This window comes from Veillonella sp. T11011-6 (assembly GCF_002959755.1).
In the GTDB taxonomy this organism is placed as follows: domain Bacteria; phylum Bacillota; class Negativicutes; order Veillonellales; family Veillonellaceae; genus Veillonella.
The window spans coordinates 302,683-327,249 of sequence record NZ_PPCW01000001.1 but is presented as its reverse complement, the minus strand read 5'-3'; the positions used below and the strand labels follow the sequence as shown (position 1 = coordinate 327,249).

General features: G+C 35.2%; 23 protein-coding genes. 2 read left to right on the top strand and 21 right to left on the bottom strand.

Annotation, left to right across the window (positions count from 1 at the left end):
* Nucleotides 1-2: 2 nt before the first annotated feature.
* The 7 genes from VRHSUH10_RS01505 to VRHSUH10_RS01475 all read right to left on the bottom strand — a co-directional run bounded on the left by VRHSUH10_RS01505 (nucleotide 3) and on the right by VRHSUH10_RS01475 (nucleotide 8,138).
* Complete coding sequence (locus VRHSUH10_RS01505) at nucleotides 3-1,292, bottom strand: homoserine dehydrogenase (RefSeq protein ID WP_105089177.1); 1,290 nt, start codon at nucleotides 1,290-1,292, stop codon at nucleotides 3-5.
* Nucleotides 1,293-1,316: 24 nt separating this feature from the next.
* Nucleotides 1,317-1,766, bottom strand: coding sequence for an ACT domain-containing protein (locus VRHSUH10_RS01500; protein ID WP_005386672.1), 450 nt, complete (start codon nucleotides 1,764-1,766; stop codon nucleotides 1,317-1,319).
* 15 nt (nucleotides 1,767-1,781) lie between these two features.
* On the bottom strand, nucleotides 1,782-2,774 hold the full coding sequence (locus VRHSUH10_RS01495; protein ID WP_105089176.1) for a lysylphosphatidylglycerol synthase transmembrane domain-containing protein: 993 nt from the start codon (nucleotides 2,772-2,774) through the stop codon (nucleotides 1,782-1,784).
* A complete protein-coding gene (locus tag VRHSUH10_RS01490) occupies nucleotides 2,771-3,625 on the bottom strand; it encodes a ChbG/HpnK family deacetylase (RefSeq protein WP_105089175.1) in 855 nt (284 codons plus the stop codon). The genes VRHSUH10_RS01495 and VRHSUH10_RS01490 overlap by 4 nt, the downstream gene beginning before the upstream one ends.
* A gap of 257 nt (nucleotides 3,626-3,882) precedes the next feature.
* Nucleotides 3,883-4,677, bottom strand: a complete 795-nt coding sequence (locus VRHSUH10_RS01485; protein WP_105089174.1) for an RNA methyltransferase — start codon at nucleotides 4,675-4,677, stop codon at nucleotides 3,883-3,885.
* Between the two features lies 1 nt (nucleotide 4,678).
* The gene (locus VRHSUH10_RS01480) at nucleotides 4,679-6,424 is read right to left on the bottom strand and encodes an ABC transporter ATP-binding protein (RefSeq protein ID WP_105089173.1); all 1,746 of its coding nucleotides are present in this window, start codon (nucleotides 6,422-6,424) and stop codon (nucleotides 4,679-4,681) included.
* A complete protein-coding gene (locus tag VRHSUH10_RS01475) occupies nucleotides 6,411-8,138 on the bottom strand; it encodes an ABC transporter ATP-binding protein (protein ID WP_105089172.1) in 1,728 nt (575 codons plus the stop codon). The genes VRHSUH10_RS01480 and VRHSUH10_RS01475 overlap by 14 nt, the downstream gene beginning before the upstream one ends.
* Nucleotides 8,139-8,420: 282 nt before the next feature.
* Here VRHSUH10_RS01475 and tpx point away from each other — a divergent pair, with 282 nt between their 5' ends.
* Together tpx and VRHSUH10_RS01465 are read left to right on the top strand one after the other, a co-directional pair.
* Nucleotides 8,421-8,936, top strand: coding sequence for a thiol peroxidase (gene tpx, locus VRHSUH10_RS01470; protein WP_105089171.1), 516 nt, complete (start codon nucleotides 8,421-8,423; stop codon nucleotides 8,934-8,936).
* A gap of 111 nt (nucleotides 8,937-9,047) precedes the next feature.
* On the top strand, nucleotides 9,048-9,443 hold the full coding sequence (locus tag VRHSUH10_RS01465) for a phosphate-starvation-inducible protein PsiE (protein ID WP_105089170.1): 396 nt from the start codon (nucleotides 9,048-9,050) through the stop codon (nucleotides 9,441-9,443).
* A gap of 93 nt (nucleotides 9,444-9,536) precedes the next feature.
* Here the strand turns inward: VRHSUH10_RS01465 and VRHSUH10_RS01460 are convergent, their stop codons facing one another.
* The 14 genes from VRHSUH10_RS01460 to lepA form a co-directional block, all read right to left on the bottom strand.
* On the bottom strand, nucleotides 9,537-11,441 hold the full coding sequence (locus VRHSUH10_RS01460; protein ID WP_105089169.1) for a glutamine synthetase: 1,905 nt from the start codon (nucleotides 11,439-11,441) through the stop codon (nucleotides 9,537-9,539).
* A gap of 237 nt (nucleotides 11,442-11,678) precedes the next feature.
* Nucleotides 11,679-12,122: a GatB/YqeY domain-containing protein gene (locus tag VRHSUH10_RS01455; RefSeq protein WP_060924619.1), complete on the bottom strand. Its 444-nt coding sequence runs from the start codon at nucleotides 12,120-12,122 to the stop codon at nucleotides 11,679-11,681.
* Between the two features lie 81 nt (nucleotides 12,123-12,203).
* On the bottom strand, nucleotides 12,204-12,383 hold the full coding sequence (rpsU, locus tag VRHSUH10_RS01450) for a 30S ribosomal protein S21 (protein WP_004695751.1): 180 nt from the start codon (nucleotides 12,381-12,383) through the stop codon (nucleotides 12,204-12,206).
* Nucleotides 12,384-12,540: 157 nt separating this feature from the next.
* On the bottom strand, nucleotides 12,541-12,885 hold the full coding sequence (locus VRHSUH10_RS01445) for a histidine triad nucleotide-binding protein (RefSeq protein ID WP_105089168.1): 345 nt from the start codon (nucleotides 12,883-12,885) through the stop codon (nucleotides 12,541-12,543).
* A gap of 11 nt (nucleotides 12,886-12,896) precedes the next feature.
* Nucleotides 12,897-14,192, bottom strand: coding sequence for a tRNA (N(6)-L-threonylcarbamoyladenosine(37)-C(2))-methylthiotransferase MtaB (gene mtaB / locus VRHSUH10_RS01440; protein ID WP_105089167.1), 1,296 nt, complete (start codon nucleotides 14,190-14,192; stop codon nucleotides 12,897-12,899).
* A gap of 24 nt (nucleotides 14,193-14,216) precedes the next feature.
* A complete protein-coding gene (locus VRHSUH10_RS01435) occupies nucleotides 14,217-14,948 on the bottom strand; it encodes a 16S rRNA (uracil(1498)-N(3))-methyltransferase (RefSeq protein WP_105089166.1) in 732 nt (243 codons plus the stop codon).
* Entirely contained in the window at nucleotides 14,945-15,808 is an 864-nt protein-coding gene (locus VRHSUH10_RS01430; RefSeq protein ID WP_105089165.1) for a 50S ribosomal protein L11 methyltransferase, read from the bottom strand. The genes VRHSUH10_RS01435 and VRHSUH10_RS01430 overlap by 4 nt, the downstream gene beginning before the upstream one ends.
* 55 nt (nucleotides 15,809-15,863) lie before the next feature.
* Complete coding sequence (dnaJ, locus tag VRHSUH10_RS01425; protein ID WP_105085588.1) at nucleotides 15,864-17,021, bottom strand: molecular chaperone DnaJ; 1,158 nt, start codon at nucleotides 17,019-17,021, stop codon at nucleotides 15,864-15,866.
* Between the two features lie 16 nt (nucleotides 17,022-17,037).
* Nucleotides 17,038-18,879, bottom strand: a complete 1,842-nt coding sequence (gene dnaK, locus VRHSUH10_RS01420) for a molecular chaperone DnaK (RefSeq protein ID WP_105085587.1) — start codon at nucleotides 18,877-18,879, stop codon at nucleotides 17,038-17,040.
* Nucleotides 18,880-18,907: 28 nt separating this feature from the next.
* On the bottom strand, nucleotides 18,908-19,453 hold the full coding sequence (gene grpE, locus VRHSUH10_RS01415; RefSeq protein WP_105089164.1) for a nucleotide exchange factor GrpE: 546 nt from the start codon (nucleotides 19,451-19,453) through the stop codon (nucleotides 18,908-18,910).
* A gap of 12 nt (nucleotides 19,454-19,465) precedes the next feature.
* Nucleotides 19,466-20,482 carry a heat-inducible transcriptional repressor HrcA gene (gene hrcA, locus VRHSUH10_RS01410; protein WP_105089163.1) on the bottom strand — a complete coding sequence of 339 codons (1,017 nt, stop codon included), beginning with the start codon at nucleotides 20,480-20,482 and terminating at the stop codon, nucleotides 19,466-19,468.
* A gap of 398 nt (nucleotides 20,483-20,880) precedes the next feature.
* Complete coding sequence (locus VRHSUH10_RS01405; RefSeq protein ID WP_105089162.1) at nucleotides 20,881-21,483, bottom strand: nitrite/sulfite reductase; 603 nt, start codon at nucleotides 21,481-21,483, stop codon at nucleotides 20,881-20,883.
* Nucleotides 21,484-21,564: 81 nt separating this feature from the next.
* Nucleotides 21,565-22,749: a radical SAM family heme chaperone HemW gene (gene hemW / locus VRHSUH10_RS01400; protein WP_105089161.1), complete on the bottom strand. Its 1,185-nt coding sequence runs from the start codon at nucleotides 22,747-22,749 to the stop codon at nucleotides 21,565-21,567.
* Between the two features lie 4 nt (nucleotides 22,750-22,753).
* A complete protein-coding gene (lepA, locus tag VRHSUH10_RS01395; protein ID WP_105089160.1) occupies nucleotides 22,754-24,553 on the bottom strand; it encodes a translation elongation factor 4 in 1,800 nt (599 codons plus the stop codon).
* Nucleotides 24,554-24,567: the final 14 nt, after the last annotated feature.

The following is a 24,567-nucleotide window of genomic DNA, read 5'->3' as shown; positions in this document are numbered from 1 at the left end:
GTTTAAGCTTCCATAATACGAATTACACTATTAACAGACTTAACGGAACGCAAGCTGTTAAAGGAATCGATAAGATTTAAAATATAAGATCTAGGACATTTAGATGTTACAATCGCTAATACAGCAGTTTCTGGATCCATATTTCTTTGAACGATGGATAAAACAGAAATCTTTTGTTCTGCCAATTTGGCAGAAATTTTAGCTAATACACCTGTTTTATTATCTACTTCCAAACGTAAGTAATAGCTAGATTGAATCTTACCAGGAGCGTAAATATTCTTTTGGTCATAATAGAATGGTTTCAAACGACCTGTTTCGTTATATGAAACATTTTTAGCCACTTCCATAATATCGGATACTACAGAGCTACCTGTAGGTAAGCTACCAGCACCACGACCGTATAGCATTACATCATCAATACCATTACCTTTTACATAAATTGCATTATAAGAACCGCGAACAGATGCTAAAGGATGTGTGGTAGGAATAAATGCTGGGTATACATTTAGAGATAAACCTTGACTAGTTTCTTTTGCAATACCTAATAGCTTGATGTTATAACCAAATTCTTTACCGAATTTAATATCTTCCGTATCAATGCAAGTAATACCTTCTACGGATACATCTTCAAAGAAAATGCGACGATTGAAACTAATAGATGCAAGGATAGCAAGTTTACGAGCTGCATCTAGACCTTCAACGTCTGCTGTAGGATCGGCCTCAGCATAACCAAGATCTTGCGCTTCCTTTAGTACGTCTTGATAGCTTAAACCTTCTTCAGACATTTTAGTTAAAATAAAGTTTGTAGTACCATTCATAATACCGATGAGCTCAGTAATACGGTTACCAGCTAAGGACTCATATAATGTACGGATAATTGGAATCCCACCTAATACAGATGCTTCAAAGCGTAAATCTACGCCGTTTTTGCTAGCTAAGTCTAATAGATATGGGCCAGATTCTGCTAACAAATCTTTATTTGCAGTTACTACATTTTTTTTAGCCTTTAAAGCGCCTTCTACACAATCTTTAGCAAAGGTTGTACCACCCATTAATTCCACAACCATTTGAATGGAATCATCTTTTAGTACTTCATCAATATCTGTTACATATTGAGCTGTTTCAGGCAATGTAATATCGCTATATTTATCAGGATTACGTACAAAGATTTTAGAAATTTCAACATTAACACCTGTGCGATTTCTAATTAACTCAGCATTATCTTGCAATAAATTAAATGTACCTTGTGCAACAGTACCAAAACCTAATAACGCAATTTTTATAGTGGTCATAATTGTCCTACTCTCTTAATTAGCCTATGCTTGGCCTAAAATTTCTACTTTAATAATGCCCTTCATAGAGCGAATATCTAATAATAAATCTTCTAATGAACCTTGTAAGTCTTTAGTTTCAAAGGAAATGCTGCTATTAGCTATACCTTGTAGTGGAATGTCTTGATTGATTGTCAATATGCTACCATTGCGCTCTGCAATTGCTTTTAACACACTAGATAACATACCTGATTCATTAGACATTGAAACATAAATGCTTACAATTTTACCTTGAGCAATTTCAAAAAATGGGAATACATAATCTTTATACTTATAGTATGCAGAACGACTCAAATCCATCTTTTCCACTGCTTCATTAATAGTCTTAACCTCACCTAGTTTCAAAATTTCTTTTACCTTAATCGTCTTTTTTATCGCTTCTGGTAAAATATCTTCTTGCACCAGATAAAACTTATCTTTTTTTGGTTTAGTCATAGAACACACACTCCCTTATTGTTCTGTTGAAGTTTCTTGGGCTACAAATTGACGCCCATATAATGTTAACACCGCATACATGCCGACAAAAAATGGCAAATACTCTGCCATAACACGCCATGCTACAGCAATAATACCAACCGTTCCATTAGGGACAAAGGTACTAAACAATACTACAAATAGTCCTTCTGCAATCCCTGTTCCCCCTGGTGTTGGTGCAAAATATAAAATAAGATTCAATAGAATCATTCGATCTAATATATTAATGATCGGAATATCTGGTGTAAAAGCATACATTAATGCTGGCGCAATACAGTATAAGCATAATAGACTCAACCCAGATTCAATAAATACAATAAACGATTGAATTGGTTGTTTATATAGTAATCCTAAACCTTGATTTAACGTTTCTAATTTAGAAAGCCAATCTTTCGTTTTATGTGCTTTAAACCGTTGCGCTAAGTTATATACAAATTGACGCATATATTTGGTTTGTAAGATATAAGTACCTACCAGTATTGCAATGACCGATAGTACTGCAAAAATTAATAGCATATCTCTTGAAATATATGGAATTTCAATAGCATCTCTTAAGAATACGAAGGGTAACATAATAACAAGGAACATAATAGAAAATACGGTACGTATTAATACAATAGGAGTCCCTTTAGATATTGGCACACCATAACTCCGTAATACTAATACTTGAGCAACAGCCCCTCCACTAGCACCTGGGGTTAACATAGCCATGAAATAATTACTAAAGATTACACGAAGTACAGCCTTTATAGATAACTTATATCCTCCGATTTTTACGAGTCTTTGTAACCGTAAACCATCAAAATACATGCCTGCTATTAAGGCCACTAAAGCCAATAATAAAGAAATACTATTAAATGATGAAATTGTTTTTAATGCATCTAGATCAATAGTGTAGTAAATGATACCAATTGACACAGCCAATAGTAAGAGAAACATAAAAATGCCTCTCTTCATCATTTTACTCATATCAAGTCTCCATAATTAATTAGCTCAATATTATGTTGTCTAATATATAAATGCGTATGGTTTGAACATACAGCTTGTAATTCATCTTCCCAATGATAGCCCCATTTATATTGATTTCCAAGAAGCGTATTATTTAAACCTGGATGAATCATCAATTCATGAGTACCCGATTTTTTAGATATGGATTTTAATATACCCATTAACGTTTTTTGGTTAATGTGTCCTCCATTTACCATACCCCAAAAATATTGTGTGGAATACATGCCATTATCACGTATTGTAGGACGTGCTTTTGCAGCCACAGTAGATAATCCCACCTTACCTAACAATCGCACCGGAGAGTACATATAATTGACAAATAAAGAAGACTCATCTGGAATGCGTATAGCATTAATACCATAATGTTTTGCTTGCTCTATTACGATTGGTAGTACCGTCGGTAATACATGCATATGTTGATGACCATCAATATGTGTTACATGTAAACCAGAATCCATAATACGTTCCATTTGAGCGTGAATTTCTTTGCGCAATTCACTATAATTAATCTTTCCAGTATAAATTCGCTTCATAAAATCGATATATGTTTCTGGAAATACGCCCTCAGAGGTCAGCAGCGATGGAACTTCAGCTGGATTACATACTGGTTTAAGTCCACCTACTAAGGCGATATGAACACCAATGCCCAACTTAGGGTTATTTTTTGCCATACTTACAGCTTCTGTAAAAGCTTCGCCTCCTGCTAATAGAGAGGTACTCGTAATGATACCTGTACGATGACCATCAATGACGGCAGCATTAACTGCACTATGAAGACCAAAGTCATCGGCATTTACTATTAATTTGGACATAGTTTACTTCCTTTTCATAAAAAAAAGGGAGAACTTTGTTCTCCCACAAAGGATATATGTTATTGTACCAAATACAGAGCTATAAAATCAATACAAAAGCCCTCTACTTGTATACTAGTAGAGGACTTTTTATAATGTTATAAATTTTTGTCATAAATAGAAAATTGAATACATTTAACGAAGGTTAAATTAAAGGAGTTATGCTCTATGTAAAATAATACTCTATAAAAAATACAGTATTATTGAGCAATACGAATTTAACTCATCAATTGCTCTTGAACCTTATACATACATAATGCCGCTGCTACACTTACATTTAATGACTCCATATCTCCATACATAGGAATCATGATGCGATTAGTACAGAGATTCATCACCTCTGGTGTCACACCATTACCTTCGTTACCTAACACTAACATAGTTCGTTTAGCATAATCCACAGAATGATAAGGCTCAGAATCTTCTAAGGCAGTAACATAAGTAGTCATATTAGACTCGGCTACAATATCATGTAACATAGACAAAGTAACATCCTCGTATAAAGGTATTTTATGTAAGGCGCTCATTGTACTACGTACCGTTTTATCATTAAAAGGATCTACAGTACCTTTCATCAAAAATATACCTTTTACACCTGCTGCAACAGCAGTTCTAATAATGGTGCCTAGATTACCAGGATCTTGAACACCATCTAATGTAATATATAAACCGTCTTCAATAGAAACAGAATCAATATCATGTTTTGGCTTGGCTACTATGGCAACAACACCTTGACCATTCACAGTATTGTCTACTTTATCAAATACAGGATCTTGAACTATATACGTAGGTAAAGATTGAACAGCATCTAATGCTAATAAATCTAATACGTTTTTATCTTGCGATTTAGATTCACGAATAAAAATTATTTTAACTGCCCCCATAGCTGCAATATCACGAATAGAGCGTATGCCTTCAACAATATATTCCCCACTTTTTTGACGATTCTTACGCTGACCTAATGAGATAATGTGCTTTATAGTTTTATTATCTTTCGATTGGATAAATTCCATACTAACTCCCGCTTTGTTGATTACTCCAGAGATTATAAAAGGCACCTTTTGAATCGATAAGTTCTTCAAAAGATCCACTTTCTATTATTTTACCATATTCCATATACACTATTTTATTAGCATCCTGTACCGTGGATAGTCGATGAGCAATGCTTACAATAGTTTTAGTACCACGAATATTTTCAATACTTGCTTGAATTTGCTTCTCCGTATGACTATCTATATTGGCTGTAGCCTCATCTAGCAATAGAATAGGTGTTTTTCTAATTAGCGTGCGTCCAAATGCCAATAATTGCTTTTGTCCATCAGATAATAGAGAACCTAAATAACCTACAGGTGTATTATAACCCTCTGGCAGTTGTTCAATCATACTGTCTAAATTTACTTGTTTCGCTGCATCTACCATATCATCAAATGAAATAGACGTATCAAATAGTGTTAAGTTATCCTTTATAGAACCTTTAAATAGGTAGGCTTGCTGGAAAACATAGCCCATTAAATGACGAAGTACAGAACTATCATATTTTGAAATATCAATACCATTAATGTAGATAGAACCCTTTGTAGGTTTATAGATACCCATTAGTAAGGACAATAATGTCGACTTACCACTACCGGATGGACCTACAATACCGGTAAAATCGCCAGCTTTAATATGTAAGGTGAAATCTTGTAATGCATAGACATCGTTATTTTCATAGGAAAACCAAACATGATCAAATTCAATTGATTCTACAGGAATCAGTTCCTTTGGAACTTCATCTACCATATTTCGCTCTTTTTCCTCTAATAATGGAACTAACCGTTCTGCACCAGCTAATGCACTTTGCAGGGAATTATATTTGTCTGCAATGTCCTTTAATGGTTGAAAGAATCGATCCATATATTGGATGAAGGCAAAGACAGTCCCAGCATCGGCCACAGAATCTATTACATTTGTAGTAGTAAAAATAACGATTAATGCTACAAAGAATAAACCATCTACGAGAGGTCTAAAAATGGAAAACGTAGTCACTTCAAAAAGGCCTGCCTCTAAGAAACCTTTATTAACCGTCTTGTAACGTTCCTCGATTTCTTTTTCACCGCCATAAGATTTAACAATGACTATGTAGTTTAATAGCTCTTTAATGCTCGCATTAGAGGCCGCAACAGAACGTCGAACTTGACGGAATGCTTTACGAGAAAACTTTTGGAATACCCAAATGATTGTGCCCATTATTGGCAATAAAATGGTCATGATAATTGCTAAAGGTACATTAATAGCATACATGAAGCCTAAAATGCCGATGATCATTAGAGTGCTACTTGCTAAATTTAGTAATACATCTGTATATAAGGTGCGCAATGACTCTACATCATTTGTGATACGAGTTACCCAATTACCAATAGGTAATTTATAAAACTCATCATGGGACTTATGAAGTATCTTTTGAAATATAATGGCACGTATATTATAAATAATCTTTTGTCCAAAGCTTTTCAAAAAATAATTTTCTACAAATATAAATAACACACTACCAATAATAGTAAATCCATATATTACAGCATAATATTCGATAACATTAATATCATTTGTAGCAAAGCCGAGATCAATAACTTGTTTCGTTAAATAAGGCCGTAAAAGCAAAAGTACTAAATTGCTAGCTAGCGCAATGGTAGCTAACAATAAAATACCCAAATAAGGCTTAATATACGCAGTTATATAGGAGAACAAAGCCCAATCATTTTTTAAATTACGCTTTTTCATAATGAGCCTCTCCTTTCTGTGCTTCGTAGAGTGTTTTATATAAACCATTCAGATTTAATAATTCCTCATGTGTCCCCTCTTCAACTATATGACCTTCATCAAAGACAATAATTTTATCAGCTTTTTCAATAACCTCTAATCGTTGTGAAATACATAATATAGTTTGTGTATTTACCATATGTAATGTCTCTAAAATAGTATTTACTGTTACTGCATCTAAAGCTGAGAAACAATCATCTAATAATAAATATGGTGCATTTTTATAAAAACCTCGAGCCATATTAATACGTTGCTTTTGACCACCAGATAAGTCATGTCCTTCTTCTGCAAGAGTATGTAAGTCATTATCTAATAGATTACCTAAATCTCTATATAGGTCGGCTTTTTTAGCAGCCGCCTCTACAGATTCATGCATAGGTAAATCTTTACCAAATTTAATATTATCTTCAATAGTAGTACTCAATAAGTAAGATTGAGTGGGTACATAAGCTATTGAATTTCGAAGCTTAGATAAAGGTATATCTGAAATATCTTGGTTCCCAAAATAAATAGCTTTAGCGGGGCTTTGTTGCAAACCAATGAGTAATTTAAAAAGCGTACTTTTACCAGAACCAGGCTTACCAACAATGCCTATAAAAGAGCCTTTACGAATAGTTGTAGATACTTGAGACAATGCATGACCTTTAGAATTTTCATAATTAAAATCTAAATATCGTATATTAATATCCTCAAGTGGTAATACTTCAGTTGAGTCATTAATTGACTCTATTGGTAGTCGTAAGAAATCGGTAATACGATCTAAAGATGCCAAGCCTTTTTGTACAATCGAAATGAGTCCACCAAAGCCAATTAAAGGTCCTACGATTAGCATAATGAATGAGTTGATAGTTACAAATTCACCTATAGACATTTGACCATCTACAGCTAGGTGACCACATATAAAAATACTGATACTAATACAAATAAAAGGAGCAATTCTCGTTAACGGTGTTAGTACAGAGTCTAGTAAGGCAACCTCCATATTTTTCTTATAGTTCAATTTATTTATTTTTTCAAAAGAGTCAGAAATAATATGTTCTCGATTAAAGGCTCTAATTACATCTATACCTTGGAATAATTCTTGCCCAAATTCTGTCATATCACTATAAGTAGCTTGAGCACTACGCTGTTTAGCACGTAATTTTCTGCCCAACACAAATATTGCAACAATGATGAAGAATACAGGTGTCATGATTTTAAAAGCTAATAGACCATCTATTTTTTGTATTAAAATAATAGATCCTACAATGGAATAAAATATAATATCCACCACGATCATAACACCTAAACCTAACGCTACACGAAGAGATGTAACATCATTTGTCATCAACGCCATAACTTTACCAGGTCCATTTGCCTCATAGTATGTTGTTTTTATTTGTAATGCTTTTCTACACAAAATTTCACGAAAAAGGTACTCCATACGACGGATGGAACCAAGTAAGGTACGTCGCGAAATAACTTTTAGAATCGTTATAATAATAAATAATAAAATAAAGTAAATAATATAATTGACTAAGCCCTCTTTATTTTGACTTAGTGTATCGATGGCATTACCAATGAATTGTGGAACAAATAAAAATGCTATATCAATAGCAATTAGCATAGTTAATCCGATGGCATACACCCAGCCTTCTCGGCGGAAAAACTGCATAAATAGCTCTATAGGTTTCATAGGACCTCTCAGTTAAATTTCTATATTACAGGATTATCATTATTTAAATACACTCCTTATAGTATACACATTTTTTTCATATATCTTAATACACCTATACGTATATAATGTAGTTATAAGATATTTTCTTTATTATGAAGCTAATAATATACTATTTATTCCCTTAAAAACACTATATCGAATTTTTTAGTTTACTTATGGTAATGTAAATGTTATACTATGCATAGATACAAAACGTATCCTTACATAAATTAGAATTAAAACTCTTAGGAGGAATACAACATGGAAAAACGTACTGGTGTAGTAACATTTGCAGGTGGCCCTATCACATTGGTTGGCCCAGAAGTTAAAGTAGGTCAACAAGCTCCTGACTTCACAGTTTTAAGTAACGACTTACAAGCTAAAACATTAAAAGATTTCGAAGGTAAAGTAAAAGTTATCTCCGTTGTTCCTTCCCTTGATACAGGCGTTTGTGACGCTCAAACTCGTTGGTTCAACCAAGATGCTACAGCACTTTCTGATGATGTTGTAGTATTGACAATCTCTATGGACTTACCTTTCGCTCAAAAACGTTGGTGTGGCGCTGCTGGCGTAGATAAAGTTATTACTTTGTCTGACCACAAAGATGCTTCCTTCGGTGAAAATTATGGCTTCTTGATTGAAGAACTTCGTCTTTTAACTCGTGGCGTAGTAGTAATCAACAAAGAAAATAAAGTGACTTATGTTGAATACGTTCCTGAAGTAACTCAAGCAGTTAACTTCGATGCTGCATTAGAAGCAATTAAAGCTGATATCTAATCCTTAGATATTCTCTTGATTATACTGTGGTGTAATCGTAAAAAGACCGTACGGTGTACGGTCTTTTTTATGTGGTATAGTATTTAGATTTTTATTGTAGGTAAATTATAAATGTGGATTCGTATTTCTAAATTATTATTAACTATAAAAAATATAGCTCTTGTTGGCGTAGGCATTGCACTTTGTATTGCTCTTATTAATACATTAATTAGTCTAGGATTTATTACGTGGGCAAATATCCAAGGTTATAGTACTTACTCTTTATTAATTGAAGAATTAATTACCTTCTTCTTATACTTTGAGTTTATTGCACTCATCGTAAAATACTTTAAAAATAACTTCCACTTCCCTCTTGATTTCTTTTTATATATTGGTATTACAGCAATTGTAAGACTTCTAATTATTGATCATGAATCAGCATTTGATAATTTGATTTGGTCTGTTGCAATTCTTGTACTCGTATGTAGCTTAGTTTTAGTAGAAAAGTTCATTGGACATAATGAGTAATATCTTTAATAACTAAATTATAAAAAAGTTAATATGAATAAAAGGGCTCCTACAAATGTAGGAGCCCTTTTTGAGCAATAAAATCAACCAATATTAGAAGATATTTTTTGCATAGTTAGAATATTTACCTTCTAATTCTTCCATTTTATCGTTCATTTCAATTTGCAATTGAGATGCTAAGTCATATTCACCAGCATTAAGTGCATCGATTAAACGAGTGAATAAAGATTTGCGATCATCGCTATCTTTAGCAAGATAGAAACGTAAGTCATTAACTTCTGCAAAACGTTTATCGTCTACACTATTACGGCTATCAGTATGAATAGCTACCATCTTACGAACTGTATCAAGATTATCAGGAATTAAGCGGTGAGCCAATACAAGTTTCCAACGTTTCAAGATAGATGCGATGAAGGAATCCATCAAGTCTTTAGCGAATGCATTGCCTTGAGCTAATGTTTCAACTAATTCAGGATTGTTATGGTAACCTTTAATATTTTCCCATACAGTGGCTGGTGCAACACCAAACATTTGATTACGTTCTTCTTGAGTGAAATCATCGAATACGTCTTTTTCTGTACGATATGCACGATTTGTAGCAAGGTAATCAGCAGATTCACCCACTTCTTTGGAAAGCTCTGCTTCTAATTGTGCTTGTGTTTTACCAGATGTAATAGCATATTTCATTCCATCAAATGCAGAGATGAAGATCAATGCTAATGCAGTATATGTATTTGTGTAAGGGTTTGGAGAACGCAATTCATAACGTGTAGCCATAGGGTTGTCGATATCACGAATCAAACCACAAAGGATTGTACGGTTACGGCTTGGTTCGGAAGGATCAGTACCTAAAGATGTAACGATACATACAGGAGCTTCGAAGCCAGGTTTTAAACGATTTAAGGAGTCTGTTGTAGAACTGATAAATGGATTGATTGCTTCATAGTGTTTCAATAACCCCATGATAGCACCAATACCTAAGGAGCTAGCAGATTCTTTACGCATATCTTCTGGGCTGAACAAGTTTACAAGTTTACCAGATTTCAATTTAGCCATAACACCAAAGTGTGTATGTTCACCAGAACCAGCTACGCCAATAATAGGTTTTGCATTGAATGTTACATCAAGACCATTTTCACGGAACACTTCACGAACGATAATACGAGCTTGTAATTCATTATCTGCTGTTTGTAATGGGTTATTAGAGAATTTCCAGTCAATTTCTAATTGTTCTAAAACAACTGCTTCATGACCATCTTCATCAAGTTTAGCTTTAACGCCACCTACTTCTTTATGGCCCATTTCTGCAACCATACCGTATTGGTCTAAGCGTTCAACTGCTTGTTCTAAGGCAGTACGAACTGTACCATGAGTACGTTGCCAGTATTGTTCTTGTAATTTTTGAGATACGGACAATTCTTTTTTAGTAACAGTTCTAGATGGAGTTTTTACCCAGAATTCCAATTCTGTAGCAGATGTAAAGATAATATCTACAACGTCATCAGCTTTCACATGAGGCATACCAGGTAGACCATGTTCTTTAATCAAGGATAATAGTTCTGCACGAACATAATCACAGCTATTTTTTAAGATAGAACGAGAGTCAACATAACGGTAGTTATGCATCAAGAATGCAGGAATACGAAGTGTACCAGTTGGTAAACCTGTTGCTTCATCGATATTTTCATAGTTATAATCAACAAACCAGTTTACACTTGGATCGCCCCACATATCTACACGTGCATTATTCAATGTTGCAATATTTGTAAGTACTACAGAAGAACCATCTGTTTGAACAGCACGACCTTCGAAGAATGCTTCATAATCATCAAAGAATGCTGCCATAGGAATTTTTTCATCTGTATCATTACCAGCTAAATCAATACCTACAAGAGATACAAATTTAATTTCTGGATGTTGTTCTAATAGTGCAAGAACACCTTCTTTACCATATTGACCTGCTGGAATGTAATACAATAAATCTTTAGTATTTGTCATAATGGTTCCTCCTAAAAATAAAAAGACTCCAACAAATAGATATATATTCCATATATCTAAAGTGGAGTCTTCGTTGACCAATTATTTTGTTGCACTCATAATATCATACAGTAAAAATATATGTCAATAACTTTCTATAGAATTTCATTATTTTCTTAACTATGGGGTTAAGAGTTCTATTTTGATGTATCGAAAATACTGACTATATGAAATGTTTACTTCTATATTTATAATTGATTATCCAAGTAATTCTTTAACGATATTATTAACTACTTTACCATCTGCACGGCCTTTAGTTTTTGGCATTACATGTTTCATAACATTACCCATGTTTACAGCATCGCCACAGGCTGCAATAGCTTCTTTTACAACAGTGCGAATTTCATCTTCACTCATTTGAGCTGGTAAATATTTTTGAAGAACTGCCATTTCCTCTTTTACATGAGAGATCAAATCTTCACGGCCAGCTTTTTCAAACTCAGTTAACGAGTCTTGACGAGTTTTCATTTCTTTTGCCAAAATACCAAGAATACCATTATCATCAAGTTCTACTTTATCATTGATTTCTGTATTTTTAATAGCACTATTAACCATGCGAATTACAGAAAGAGCAGTTTTACCTTCTTCACGCGCTTTCATAGCCGCTTTCATATCTTCTTTTAATTGATCTTTTAAGCTCATAGTTCCTCCTATTTTATATATAAAGAAACCCTAATTCTGGATTTCATGAAGCCATGAAAAGGCAGAATTAGGGTAATCATCTTATGCTCTGAATTTGCGTTTTCTTGCTGCTTCAGATTTTTTCTTTCTTTTTACGCTTGGTTTTTCGTAGTGTTCGCGTTTTCTTACTTCAGACAAAACACCCGCTTTTTGGCAGGAGCGTTTGAATCGACGAAGAGCACTTTCAAGCGTTTCGTTTTTACCGACTTTGATTTCAGACATCTATATCCCTCCCTCCAAAAATAATCTCGGGAAGTGCTGATAATTTACATACGCACATATAATATTATATGTATAGGTATAGATGTTGTCAATATTTTCCGGTATATTTTATAGGAATTTTAATAAGTATTATAAAAAGAATACATTATACTCAATTTTAAGCTTCTGGCCAGCCCATTTCTTCGCCACCTAAAAGATGTGCATGCATATGGAATACAGTTTGACCTGCTTTTGCGCCAGTATTAAAAATCAAACGATAGCCATCTTTGGAAATACCAAGTTCTTTTGCAACATCACGCACGAATGGCAATAAACCTTCTACATAGTCTTCATTTTTATCAGTAAGATGAGCAATGTTAGCTACGTGATTTTTTGGCACAATAAGAACATGTACTTTTTTCACTGGTTCAATATCATGGAATGCATAAAATTTATCGTTTTCTAATACTTTTTTAGATGGAATTTCACCATTGATAATTTTACAGAAAATGCAGTCACTCATACGATAACTCCTTATTCAATAATTAAATAATTATTTTCTAAACCTACAACAGTACCTCCGATTAGATCACCAATCTTATGTAATCCATCAGACTTTACTTTACCATTTACATACTCATTTGTTAAGCCCATATAATATCCATTCTCTTCCTTTTCGATGAGAATCTCACCAGGCTTACCAATGCGAGATTTTGCGTATGCTTCATAACCAGATTGGCTAAGACCATTCAAAAGTGCTACACGGGTCTTTTTAACGGCTTCAGGTACTTGATCAGACATAATAGCTGCAGGTGTGCCCTCACGAATAGAGTATGGGAAGGCATGAATATGGGTAAATCCAATTTCACGTACTGTATTCAATGTTTCTTCAAAATCTTCATCTGTTTCTTGTGGGAATCCTGCAATGATATCAGTCGTAATAGATAAATCTTTAATACGAGAACGTAAATTTGCAATCAAGTCTTTATATTCTTGTAATGTATAGTGGCGTTTCATCAATTGTAATACATGATCAGAACCAGCTTGTAGTGGTAAATGTAAATGTGGACAAACACGTTTATTAGTAGCCATTAATTCTACTAACTCATCAGAAACCTCTACAGACTCAATAGACCCGAAACGAATACGATATAAATTAGGAATCTCTAATAAAGCTTTTACTACATCGGCTAATGTAGGGCGACCTGGCAATTCTACACCATAATTCCCCAAATGTATACCTGTTAATACGATTTCATGAAATCCATGTTCTACTAAACGTTTTGCTTCTTGTACAATATCATCCACTTTACGAGATTTCAATTTTCCTCGAGTATAAGGAATGATACAAAAGGCGCAATAGTTATTACAACCTTCTTGAATTTTCATGAAAGCACGAGCCTTATCAGATTCATTACCATATAATGGCATTTCCTCAAAATTGGATTCGTTCATGATATCGCGCACAGCATTAATTTGACGTTCTGTAGATTCTAATTGTTCTACTAATTCCACAATTTTAGAGCGATTATTTGTACCTATAACAAGGTTAACACCATCAATAGCAGCAATCGCATCTGGATCAAGCTGAGCATAACAACCAGTAACGATTACATAAGCATCTTCATTTTGGCGTTTTGCTTTCCGAATCAATTGACGGGATTTCTTTTCCCCCATATTCGTTACAGAACATGTATTAATTACATATATATCAGCTTTTTCATCAAAGTCTACTGCTTCGTAATTATTTTGTAAAAATAAACCTTTCATAGCATCTGTGTCATACTGATTGACACGACAGCCCAAGGTTGTAAAAGCAACGGTTTTCATTGCACCTCTCTATTCTTATTTAATTTATAGTTCTAATTCATATTGAATCATTGCTAATGATCCAATGGCAGCAGTTTCTGCTCGTAAAATAGTATTACCAAGAGAAACTGATTTTCCACCACTCTCTATAATAGCATTGATTTCCTTCTCTTGATAGCCCCCTTCAGGACCAATACAGATTAGAATATCAGTTATAGTTTGATTAGTGTGTATTGATTGAAGTGCAGTCTTAATAGTATGTCCATCTTCATTTTCATAGGCCACTAATTTTAATGCATCAGACTCGATTTTAAGGACTTGTGAAAGCGTTTCACCTACCACAAGTGTGGGCAGTTGATTGCGGCCACATTGTTGGGCTGCTTCTAGCATAATTTTTTCCCAACGACTGACTTTTGATTGTAATTTTTTTTCATCATATTTAGCTACACAGTTAGCAGTAGATACAAGATAAATGGTATCTACATTTAACTCCGTCGCCTTTTGTAATACCCATTCTAACTTTTCACCTTTCAATAAGGATTGAACTAGAATAGTTCGATACGACGATACATCAGTCGCTACATATTCTATAAGTTTAGCTTGTGCTATACCATCAACTTCATCGGTAATCTGATAGATACCACAACGATTATCACTGCCCGTTACAGTAATGGGTTTTTCCATATTATGACGAAATACATGTAACACATGATGTGTCACATCTTTCGGTAATTCTATTCTTTCATCTAATGGTGTAGGGATAAATATTTTCTTCATAGCTTTTCTAACGCAAAGGTATGCCAAGGGCCCGCCACGCGTTCCTCTATAATATGCCAATATTCAGTGATATACGGCAAGATTTCATCATACCGATCATCAATAATACCACTAATAATTAAGATACCATTATCATCAAGTTTATTACCAATTTGAGGTAATAGTATTTTAAGTGGATCCACTGTTAAGTTAGCTAAAATTAATTGGGCCGTACCATTGAAATCACTATCCAAATTACCACAAATAATCTCTGCAGATACATGATTATTCTCACAGTTAATACGAGCTTGACTCGCTGCATACTCTTCTATATCAATACCAACCAAATGTTTAATACCTAAATGAGCTGCTACCAATAAAAGAATACCAGTGCCAGTACCGATATCTAAACATGTAACCGTATCAAGATTCATAGATTCACTATAAACTTTTAAAAGCTCTGCACAAGTTCTAGTCGTTTCATGGGAACCAGTACCAAAGGAAATATCGGAATCGATTTCTATAATTGTTTTATTGTCGACGTTATCATATTCTTGCCAAGCAGGTTTAATAATTAAATTAGGTAGAATTTCTGTAGGTTCAATATATTGCTGCCAAGAATTAAGCCATGTAGATTCATCTAATATATTTGTATCAACAGATGTGACACTAATATTTGCTTCTGTAAGACGTTTTTCTAAGTCTGACTTAATTGTATTAGAGTCCAATGATGGATCTGCATACATAGTTAATTTAATTAAATTTGGTTGATTTTCTACATCTTCTTCTATAATTCCATTGTCTGCATAATCGTCAAAAAGAGTAGTCACCTCATCGGTGGCTACTCTTTCACAGACAATGGATACTTCTATCCACTGCATATATGCTCCTTTATAGGGAATGTGACGGAACAAACCATTCCTTCACATGAGCTGTTCATTTAGTCAAAACGTCCTTAATTTTTTCAAAGAGACTTTTGCTCACTTGTAAGTTATTTACATCTTCGTTACTTTCGTTTGCAAAGCGTAATAATAACTCACGTTGAGTATCTGTCAACTTCTTAGGCGTTTGAACAGTTACCACAATATGTTGGTCCCCACGTTGCTTAGGGTTACGCAAATATGGAATACCTTTGCCCTTTACGCGGAATGCCGTTCCCGTTTGAGTACCTTCCGGAATCTTTAACTCTACTTTACCATCTAAGGTGTTAACTTGTATAGTCGCACCTAATGCAGCTTGAGCAAAGCTAATATTCACACGGCTAATAACGTCATTACCATTTCGTTCAAATTCCTTATGAGGACGAACAAAGATATATACGTAAAGGTCACCCTTAGGACCGCCCAAAATACCTGGTTCACCTTCATTAGCAACGCGTAAGCGAGAACCACTATCTACACCTGCTGGAATTTTAATAGAAATCTTGCGTTTTGCAAGCATTTCACCTGTACCACGGCATTTAGAACAAGGTTTTTCAATGCTTTTACCAGTACCATGACAGCGAGAACAAGTGCGAACGGATTGCATACGTCCAAATGGAGTATTTTGAATAACCGCTTCTTGACCAGAACCATGACAGTTTGGACAAGTATCGACACGAGATCCTGGTTCACCACCAGTACCATGACAGTGATCACATTCTTCATGACGATGCACTTCTATTTCCATAGATTTACCAAAGGCTGCATCTTCAAAGGAAATATCGATATCTTCGCGCAAGTCATTACCTTTTTGAGGACCTTGTTGTTGGCGACCACCGCCAAACATGCCACCAAAAATATCGCCAAAGATATCACCAAAGCCCCCAGCTTGACCACCAAAACCGCCAAAGCCACCTTGGAAACCACCAGCGCCAGCGCCGCCTCCTTGTTTGAAGGCGTCGTGGCCGAATTGGTCATATTGAGCTTTTTTAGTTTCATCAGACAATACTTCGTAAGCTTCGTTTGCTTCTTTAAATTTTGCTTCCGCTTCCTTTGGATTATCTTTATTTACATCTGGATGGTATTGGCGTGCCTTTTTACGGAAGGCCTTTTTGATTTCATCTTGAGAGGCATTTTTACTGACCCCTAAGATGTCATAATAATCACGTGCCATTAGTTACCAACCCTTCTTATTTCTTATCGTCATCCACTACTGTGTAATCAGCATCAACTACATTGTCATCAGATTTTGTTTGTTGTTGACCTTGCTCTGCACCACCAGCTGCTTGTTGAGCTTGTTGTGCTGCTGCATACATTTGCTCAGCTAATTTATGTAATGGTTGTTCCAAAGCTTCACTGTCTTTTTTGATATCTTCGATGTTGCCTGCTTCGATAGATTTTTTCAATTTATCTTTTGCTTCTTCAACTTCTTTCAACAAAGCTGTGTCGCCTTTACCATCAAGTTCTTTCAAAGCTTTTTCAGCTTGGTATACCAAGGAGTCTGCATTGTTTTTAACATCTAATTCTTCTTTTCTAGCTTTATCTTCTGCTGCATGTGCTTCAGCTTCTTTAACCATGCGATCGATTTCGTCTTCTTTTAATCCGCTAGAAGAAGTGATTGTAATTTTTTGTTCTTTTTGAGTACCCAAGTCTTTTGCTTTTACATGTACGATACCGTTAGCATCGATGTCGAATGTTACTTCGATTTGAGGAACCCCACGAGGAGCTGCTGGGATACCATCTAAGTTGAATCGACCCAAAGTTTTGTTATCTGCTGCGAATTCACGTTCACCTTGCAATACATGGATATCTACAGATGGTTGATTATCTGCAGCAGTGGAGAATACTTGAGATTTAGATGTAGGAATTGTAGTGTTACGATCGATAATACGTGTGAATACACCACCCATTGTTTCAATACCAAGAGACAATGGAGTTACATCAAGTAACAATACGTCTTTTACTTCACCTACTAATACACCACCTTGAATAGCAGCACCAATAGCTACACATTCATCAGGGTTAACGTTTTTAGTTGGTTCTTTACCCAATACTTTTTTAATAGCTTCTTGTACAGCTGGAATACGGCTAGAACCACCAACTAACAATACTTTATCGATATCGGATGCAGATAAACCAGCATCGTTCATAGCTTTACGAGTAGGTTCGATAGTAGCTTGTACCAAATCAGCAGTTAATTCTTCGAATTTAGCACGAGTCAATGTTACATCCAAGTGTTTAGGACCAGTAGCATCAGCTGTGATGAATGGCAAATTGATATTTGTACTTGCTACGCCAGACAATTCAATTTTTGCTTTTTCAGCAGCTTCTTTTAATCGTTGATCAGCTAATTTATCATTGGATAAATCGATACCTGTTTCTTTTTTGAACTCTTCGATAAGGTAGTTCATAATGCGTTGGTCGAAGTCATCACCACCAAGATGGTTGTTACCAGATGTTGCTAATACTTCAAAAACGCCATCGCCAAGTTCAAGAATGGATACGTCGAATGTACCACCACCAAGGTCAAATACAAGAACTTTACCATCTTCATCTTTATCTACGCCATATGCAAGAGCTGCTGCTGTAGGTTCGTTGATGATACGAAGTACTTCAAGGCCTGCAATAGCACCAGCGTCTTTAGTAGCTTGACGTTGAGCATCTGTAAAGTAAGCAGGAACTGTGATAACTGCTTGTTTAACAGGTTCGCCCAAATATGCTTCTGCATCAGCTTTGATTTTTTGAAGAATCATTGCAGAAATTTCTTGAGGAGTATAAGATTTACCTTCTACAGTTACTTTATAGTCTGTACCCATGTGACGTTTAATAGAAATGATTGTGTTTTCTGGGTTAGATACAGCTTGACGTTTAGCCAATTGACCTACTAAACGTTCGCCATTTTTGGCAAAACCAACAACGGAAGGAGTAGTACGAGCGCCTTCTTGGTTAGTAATAACCGTAGGTTCGCCGCCTTCCATAACCGCAACACAAGAGTTTGTAGTACCTAAATCAATACCAATTACCTTTGCCATAATATATGCCTCCTAAAACCTTTATAATCTATTCAACAACTTTTACCATTGCTGGACGAATACAACGACCATCAACAGTATAGCCAGTTTGCAATACTTCACATACCGTATCAGATTCATATTCATCTGACGGCACTCGCATAATCGCTTGATGGAAATTTGGATCAAATGGTTTACCTACCGCATCGATAACGGCTAAACCATGTTTAGATAACATAGCCATCAAGTTTTGATGGATCATGATAAATCCATCAAGGAATACCTTTGCATCACCTTCCACTGGGCTTTGAACAGCTCGTTCAAAGTTATCTAATACCGGAAGTAGATCTGTAAGTACATCCCCTTTAACATATCCTGCAAGTTGCTCTTTTTCTTGATTAGTACGACGTTTGAAGTTGTCGAAGTCCGCTTGTAAACGCTTATAGCGATTATCAAAGTCTGCTTTGAGCTCCTCTAATACTTGAGCTGCGTCCGCCACAACTTCTTCGGCTTCCTCAACAGCTGGCGTCTCTACATTTGTAGTTTCCACTGTTTCGTCAACTGTTTCTTGTTTAATGTCTTGTTCTTCAGCCATTATATGCCCTTTCTATTTTTGTTCTTTTACCATAGATTCCATTATATGTTTCATATGAGACAACATGCCAATGATACGACCATATTCCATTCGTGTCGGTCCTAGAATAGCAAGAGTACCGATAGGTTGATCTTGATTTGTAAAATCAGCTTGTACTACACTCATCGATTGAAGTGCTTCGGTATCATTTTCATTGCCAATCTTTACCTTTACAGGTGTAGGTGAATCATCCTTTAATAGTTGCCCCAATTGATTTTGTTCTTCCACTAATGAAAGTAAGGGTTGTACCTTTTCAACAGACTTAAACTCTGGTTGATTTAACAACTCTGTGGTACCTACAGAATAGAACAACTTACGTTTATTAATTGCTCGTAATAATGTTTCTGAAAGGATCATCAAAATCCCTTGTGGACCTTCCATATGAATCAATAGTGTTCCTAACGCTTCAGCCGTTACATGACCAATACCTATATTCTGTAAAGCATTGCTAAATTGCATAGCTAAACTTTGTAATACATCAGGCGAAACCCCTTCAGTAAAGTACATTAATTCATTATCAAGAGCACCAGTCTCAGTAATAACAACCATGACAGCTTGATGTGAATCTAGCGGTAATACATGAATGTATTTAATTAATGCTCTATCATGGGCTGGAGCTAAGAACAGACTCATACTATGGCTCACTTGTGATAATAATTTAGCCATATTTAAGAAGAGCTCACTGGTAGATCCATTAGAATGTTTCCATAACATTTCAATTTTCTCAGCATCCTGTAATGGAACAGGTTGTTGACTCAACATAGAATCAACATATAAGCGATAGCCTTTAGCTGAAGGAATACGTCCAGCCGATGTATGAGGTTGCTCCAAATAGCCTAACTCCTCTAAATCGGACATTTCATTTCTTACTGTTGCAGGACTAATACCAAGATTATAATTCTTTGCAATCGTCCTGGAACCTACTGGTTCAGCAGATTTAACGTAGTCTTCAATTATGGCTCGCAAGATGCGCTGTTTTCTTTCATCCATAATGACACCTCTTGTTAGCACTCATAAACTTTGAGTGCTAATCGCATGTATAATATTATCACATTGGAAAAAATTGTCAAGCAAAAAAATCCTTAAAAAGTCAAATAATATCTATTTAGTCAAAAAGACAATTGAATATTTTAAATTAATTAGTCAAAAAATCAAAGTTTAATAATAAGAAAACACTTATACTATCTACATTTATGTCATATCCTAAAATCTAAATAGTAGAATATGATGGTCTAATAAAATTTTTATTATTAAAACCATAAAATAGTATAAGTGTTTATATATGTCATAATTTAATTGTTACTAAAATTTGGAGAAAAACTAATCACTCTCTAGATAAATGTACAGATTAAGAACTATAAAACCATTAGTACTTAAAATATAGCAACTTATAGTTCTACACCTTCTAAGGGATTACCTAGGCGTTCTAATAATTTTCCCATACGCTCACGGGGCTCGCCATGTTCTGCATACCAATCTACTAAGATATCTACAGCTTTTTTGGATTGCTCAACAGTAAGCTTTCTAGCCAATATTTTACCAGCCTCTGGTCGCATTCCTGTATTGCCACCAACAGCCAACATGAAACCTTGGGATGTACCAATAAAAGCAATATCTTTTACCATTGCATCCGGGCAGTTACGACCACAGCCACTAATTCCAATTTTGCACTTGTGAGATGTTTTACGGCCGTAATGTTTTCTCTCTACATAATCAGCCAATTCTTTAGTTTCCATTTGGCCATTTTTACAGTATCCTTTACCTACGCAAGCAATTAAGGAATTAACACCTCTATGAACAACTGTAGTTACGCCTTCTGGTAATTCAGAGATAAGTTGTTCCTTATCGTCTTTTTCAATACCTGTAATTTGTATACCTGTTACAACATGGCGGAAAGATCCACCATATTTTTCAGCTAATTCTATGCATGCCTTCATTTGATCTAAAGTAAATTCGTTATGTAAACCATGTAAAATAACAGATGTCTTCATCGTTCCTCCTCAAATCTAGCATGCTTATTCATCATCATCCTATTTATACTAACATATTAGATTTTGAGAAACTGTGAGAAATTACTCTCGAATAAATTGACTAAATACATAGTTACCATGCTTAGCCCCTTCAGAACTTAAATGATAACTACCATTTTGATACTCTAATAAGCCTTTAGTAACCAAATCTTCTAATATATTACCAAATAAATTATGAACAGATACATCAAATCTATCCTCAAATTTTTGCTCATCAAGGCCCCACTTAGTGCGAAGCGCTAAGAAGCAAAAGTCCTCTTGCGCTCGCCCTACAGTAATCGTCTCCGTATCGATAGTAGGCATAGTGTATCGATCAACCGCTTGTATATAAGGCATCACATTTCGGTTGTTGCTACGGCGTATACCATCATAGAAGGAATGAGCTCCAGCACCAAAGCCTAAATAGTCTACATAGTGCCAATATTTTAAATTATGACGACTATAAGAACCATCTTTAGCAAAATTAGAAATTTCATATCGTTCAAAACCTAACTCTTTTAAGCCTTCCATCATTGTGTCATACATCGCTTCATCAATGCTTTCACTAGGAATAGAAATAAGATTCTTTTGAACTAAATGATATAAATATGTACCTACCTCGACTTGTAAGCCATACGTAGAAATATGATTAATTGGTAAGTCTTTCAGGATATGTAAATTATGTTGAATATCCTCTAATGTTTGTCGTGGCAAACCATAAATCAAATCAATATTGATATCGGTAAAGCCTGCCTCTTTAGCCTCATGAACAGCTTGTTTGGCCTTTTCCCCATTATGACTGCGATGCAGCATGGTAAGCGTCTTATCATCAAAGGTTTGAACACCAAAACTAATGCGATTAAAACCTAGTTTAACTAACTTAGTGAGATACTGTAGATCTACTTCACCAGGATTAGACTCTATAGTCATATGACAATCGTCAGTAATAGTAAAAGTTCTTTTTATTTTATCTACAATCATCTGTAACTGTTGAATTGATAATTCAGTAGGTGTACCACCACCAAAGTAAATAGTATCAATAGGTTTAGATTTAGACTCCGGGTGTTCTGACACCCACAAATCTATTTCTTGTACTAATGCATAGACATAGGTTTCGTAATAATCTTGTAAATTTTGATAGGCTGGAAAATCACAATACATACATTTCTGTTTACAAAAAGGGATATGGACATACAAGCCCATATCCCCAAGTGTAGACAGATTCAAAGTATTAGAATCTGTTTTCATTATATTAGTCCTCAACCTTGAGAATAGCCATAAATGCTTCTTGTGGAATCTCTACAGAGCCCACAGACTTCATACGTTTCTTACCGGCTTTTTGTTTTTCTAAGAGTTTACGCTTACGAGAAATGTCACCGCCGTAACACTTAGCCAAAACGTCTTTTCGCCACGCTTTTACAGTCTCACGAGCCACAATTTTTGTGCCCACCGCTGCTTGAATAGGAATTTCAAACATTTGACGAGGAATCAATTCTTTTAATTTTTCAGCTAACGCACGACCACGTGTTGCAGCACGGTCCTTATGTACGATAATAGACAATGCATCCACAGGATCACCATTTAGCAGAATATCCATCTTAACCATTGGAGATTGTTTATACCCAATTAACTCATAGTCAAGAGATGCATAACCCTTGGTAGCAGATTTCAATTTATCAAAGTAGTCGTAAATAATTTCACTCAAAGGCAAGTGATACACAACAGATACACGTGATTCATCCAAATATTCCATGGATTGATATTCACCACGTTTATCTTGAGATAATTCCATAATAGTACCTACGAAATCTTTAGGAACAATTGTAGTAGCTTTTACATAAGGCTCTTCAATGTAGTCGATTTCTGTAGGAGGTGGCAATTTAGCCGGATTATCTACTTCTAGCATTTCTCCATTTGTTTTATATACCTTGTAGTTTACAGATGGAGCGGTCGTAATGAGCGTTAAATTATATTCTCGCTCTAACCGTTCTTGAATAACGTCCATATGTAACAAACCGAGGAAGCCACAACGGAAACCAAAACCCAATGCCAAGGATGTTTCAGCTTCATATTCCAAGGCAGCATCATTAAGCTGTAATTTTTCTAATGCATCACGAAGGTTTTCATAATCTTTAGACTCTGTCGGATAGAGACCACAATATACCATAGATACAGCCTTGCGATAACCTGGCAATGGTTCTGGTGCAGGATTATTAGCTAATGTTACCGTATCACCTACGTGACAATCTTTTACATTTTTGATGCTCGCTGCAATACAACCTACCGAACCACAAGGTAATTCTTGTACTGGTACGAGATTTGGTGTAAAGATACCAAGTTCTGTAACATCAAAATCCTTTTTATCATGCATCATACGAATTGTATCTTTTGCCTTGATAGTGCCTTCTTTTACACGAACATACGCAATAGCACCTTTATAGGAGTCAAAGCGGCTATCAAAAATCAAAGCTCTCGTAGGTTGATCAGATTTATCTGGTGGCGCAGGTACTTTATTTACAATAGCTTCCAAAATATCAGGGATACCGATGCCTGATTTAGCGGAACATAACACTGCTTCTGATGCATCTAAGCCAATGATATCTTCAATTTCATGTTTAACTCGATCAGGATCTGCAGAAGGCAAATCAATTTTGTTAATAACAGGAATGATTTCAAGATCATGTTCTAAAGCGAGATACACATTTGCCAACGTTTGCGCTTCTACACCTTGTGCAGCATCTACTACAAGTAATGCACCTTCACAAGCCGCAAGAGAACGAGATACTTCATAGCTGAAATCCACATGGCCCGGAGTATCGATGAGATTCAAGATATACTCTTCACCATCTTGTGCTTTATACAAAATACGAACAGATTGAGCTTTAATGGTAATACCACGTTCTCGTTCAAGATCCATGGAGTCCAAAACTTGAGCTTCCATTTCACGCTTTTGTAATGTGCCAGTATATTCAATTAATCTATCGGCGATGGTAGATTTACCATGGTCAATATGAGCTATAATACAGAAGTTTCTAATCTTTTTCGTTGACATACTATGTAAACAAG

Bases quoted from the DNA above. Each gene is read 5' to 3' on its own strand.
- VRHSUH10_RS01485 (WP_105089174.1), bottom strand. From the start codon at position 4,677: ATGGAATTTATCCAATCGAAAGATAATAAAACTATAAAGCACATTATC.
- VRHSUH10_RS01435 (WP_105089166.1), bottom strand. From the start codon at position 14,948: ATGAAGAAAATATTTATCCCTACACCATTAGATGAAAGAATAGAATTA.
- rpsU (WP_004695751.1), bottom strand. From the start codon at position 12,383: ATGTCTGAAATCAAAGTCGGTAAAAACGAAACGCTTGAAAGTGCTCTT.
- lepA (WP_105089160.1), bottom strand. From the start codon at position 24,553: ATGTCAACGAAAAAGATTAGAAACTTCTGTATTATAGCTCATATTGAC.
- grpE (WP_105089164.1), bottom strand. From the start codon at position 19,453: ATGGCTGAAGAACAAGACATTAAACAAGAAACAGTTGACGAAACAGTG.
- VRHSUH10_RS01460 (WP_105089169.1), bottom strand. From the start codon at position 11,441: ATGACAAATACTAAAGATTTATTGTATTACATTCCAGCAGGTCAATAT.
- VRHSUH10_RS01480 (WP_105089173.1), bottom strand. From the start codon at position 6,424: ATGAAAAAGCGTAATTTAAAAAATGATTGGGCTTTGTTCTCCTATATA.
- VRHSUH10_RS01500 (WP_005386672.1), bottom strand. From the start codon at position 1,766: ATGACTAAACCAAAAAAAGATAAGTTTTATCTGGTGCAAGAAGATATT.
- hemW (WP_105089161.1), bottom strand. From the start codon at position 22,749: ATGAAAACAGATTCTAATACTTTGAATCTGTCTACACTTGGGGATATG.
- VRHSUH10_RS01505 (WP_105089177.1), bottom strand. From the start codon at position 1,292: ATGACCACTATAAAAATTGCGTTATTAGGTTTTGGTACTGTTGCACAA.
- hrcA (WP_105089163.1), bottom strand. From the start codon at position 20,482: ATGGATGAAAGAAAACAGCGCATCTTGCGAGCCATAATTGAAGACTAC.
- mtaB (WP_105089167.1), bottom strand. From the start codon at position 14,192: ATGAAAACCGTTGCTTTTACAACCTTGGGCTGTCGTGTCAATCAGTAT.
- VRHSUH10_RS01445 (WP_105089168.1), bottom strand. From the start codon at position 12,885: ATGAGTGACTGCATTTTCTGTAAAATTATCAATGGTGAAATTCCATCT.
- tpx (WP_105089171.1), top strand. From the start codon at position 8,421: ATGGAAAAACGTACTGGTGTAGTAACATTTGCAGGTGGCCCTATCACA.
- VRHSUH10_RS01430 (WP_105089165.1), bottom strand. From the start codon at position 15,808: ATGCAGTGGATAGAAGTATCCATTGTCTGTGAAAGAGTAGCCACCGAT.
- dnaJ (WP_105085588.1), bottom strand. From the start codon at position 17,021: ATGGCACGTGATTATTATGACATCTTAGGGGTCAGTAAAAATGCCTCT.
- VRHSUH10_RS01475 (WP_105089172.1), bottom strand. From the start codon at position 8,138: ATGAAACCTATAGAGCTATTTATGCAGTTTTTCCGCCGAGAAGGCTGG.
- VRHSUH10_RS01495 (WP_105089176.1), bottom strand. From the start codon at position 2,774: ATGAGTAAAATGATGAAGAGAGGCATTTTTATGTTTCTCTTACTATTG.
- VRHSUH10_RS01490 (WP_105089175.1), bottom strand. From the start codon at position 3,625: ATGTCCAAATTAATAGTAAATGCCGATGACTTTGGTCTTCATAGTGCA.
- dnaK (WP_105085587.1), bottom strand. From the start codon at position 18,879: ATGGCAAAGGTAATTGGTATTGATTTAGGTACTACAAACTCTTGTGTT.
- VRHSUH10_RS01405 (WP_105089162.1), bottom strand. From the start codon at position 21,483: ATGAAGACATCTGTTATTTTACATGGTTTACATAACGAATTTACTTTA.
- VRHSUH10_RS01465 (WP_105089170.1), top strand. From the start codon at position 9,048: ATGTGGATTCGTATTTCTAAATTATTATTAACTATAAAAAATATAGCT.
- VRHSUH10_RS01455 (WP_060924619.1), bottom strand. From the start codon at position 12,122: ATGAGCTTAAAAGATCAATTAAAAGAAGATATGAAAGCGGCTATGAAA.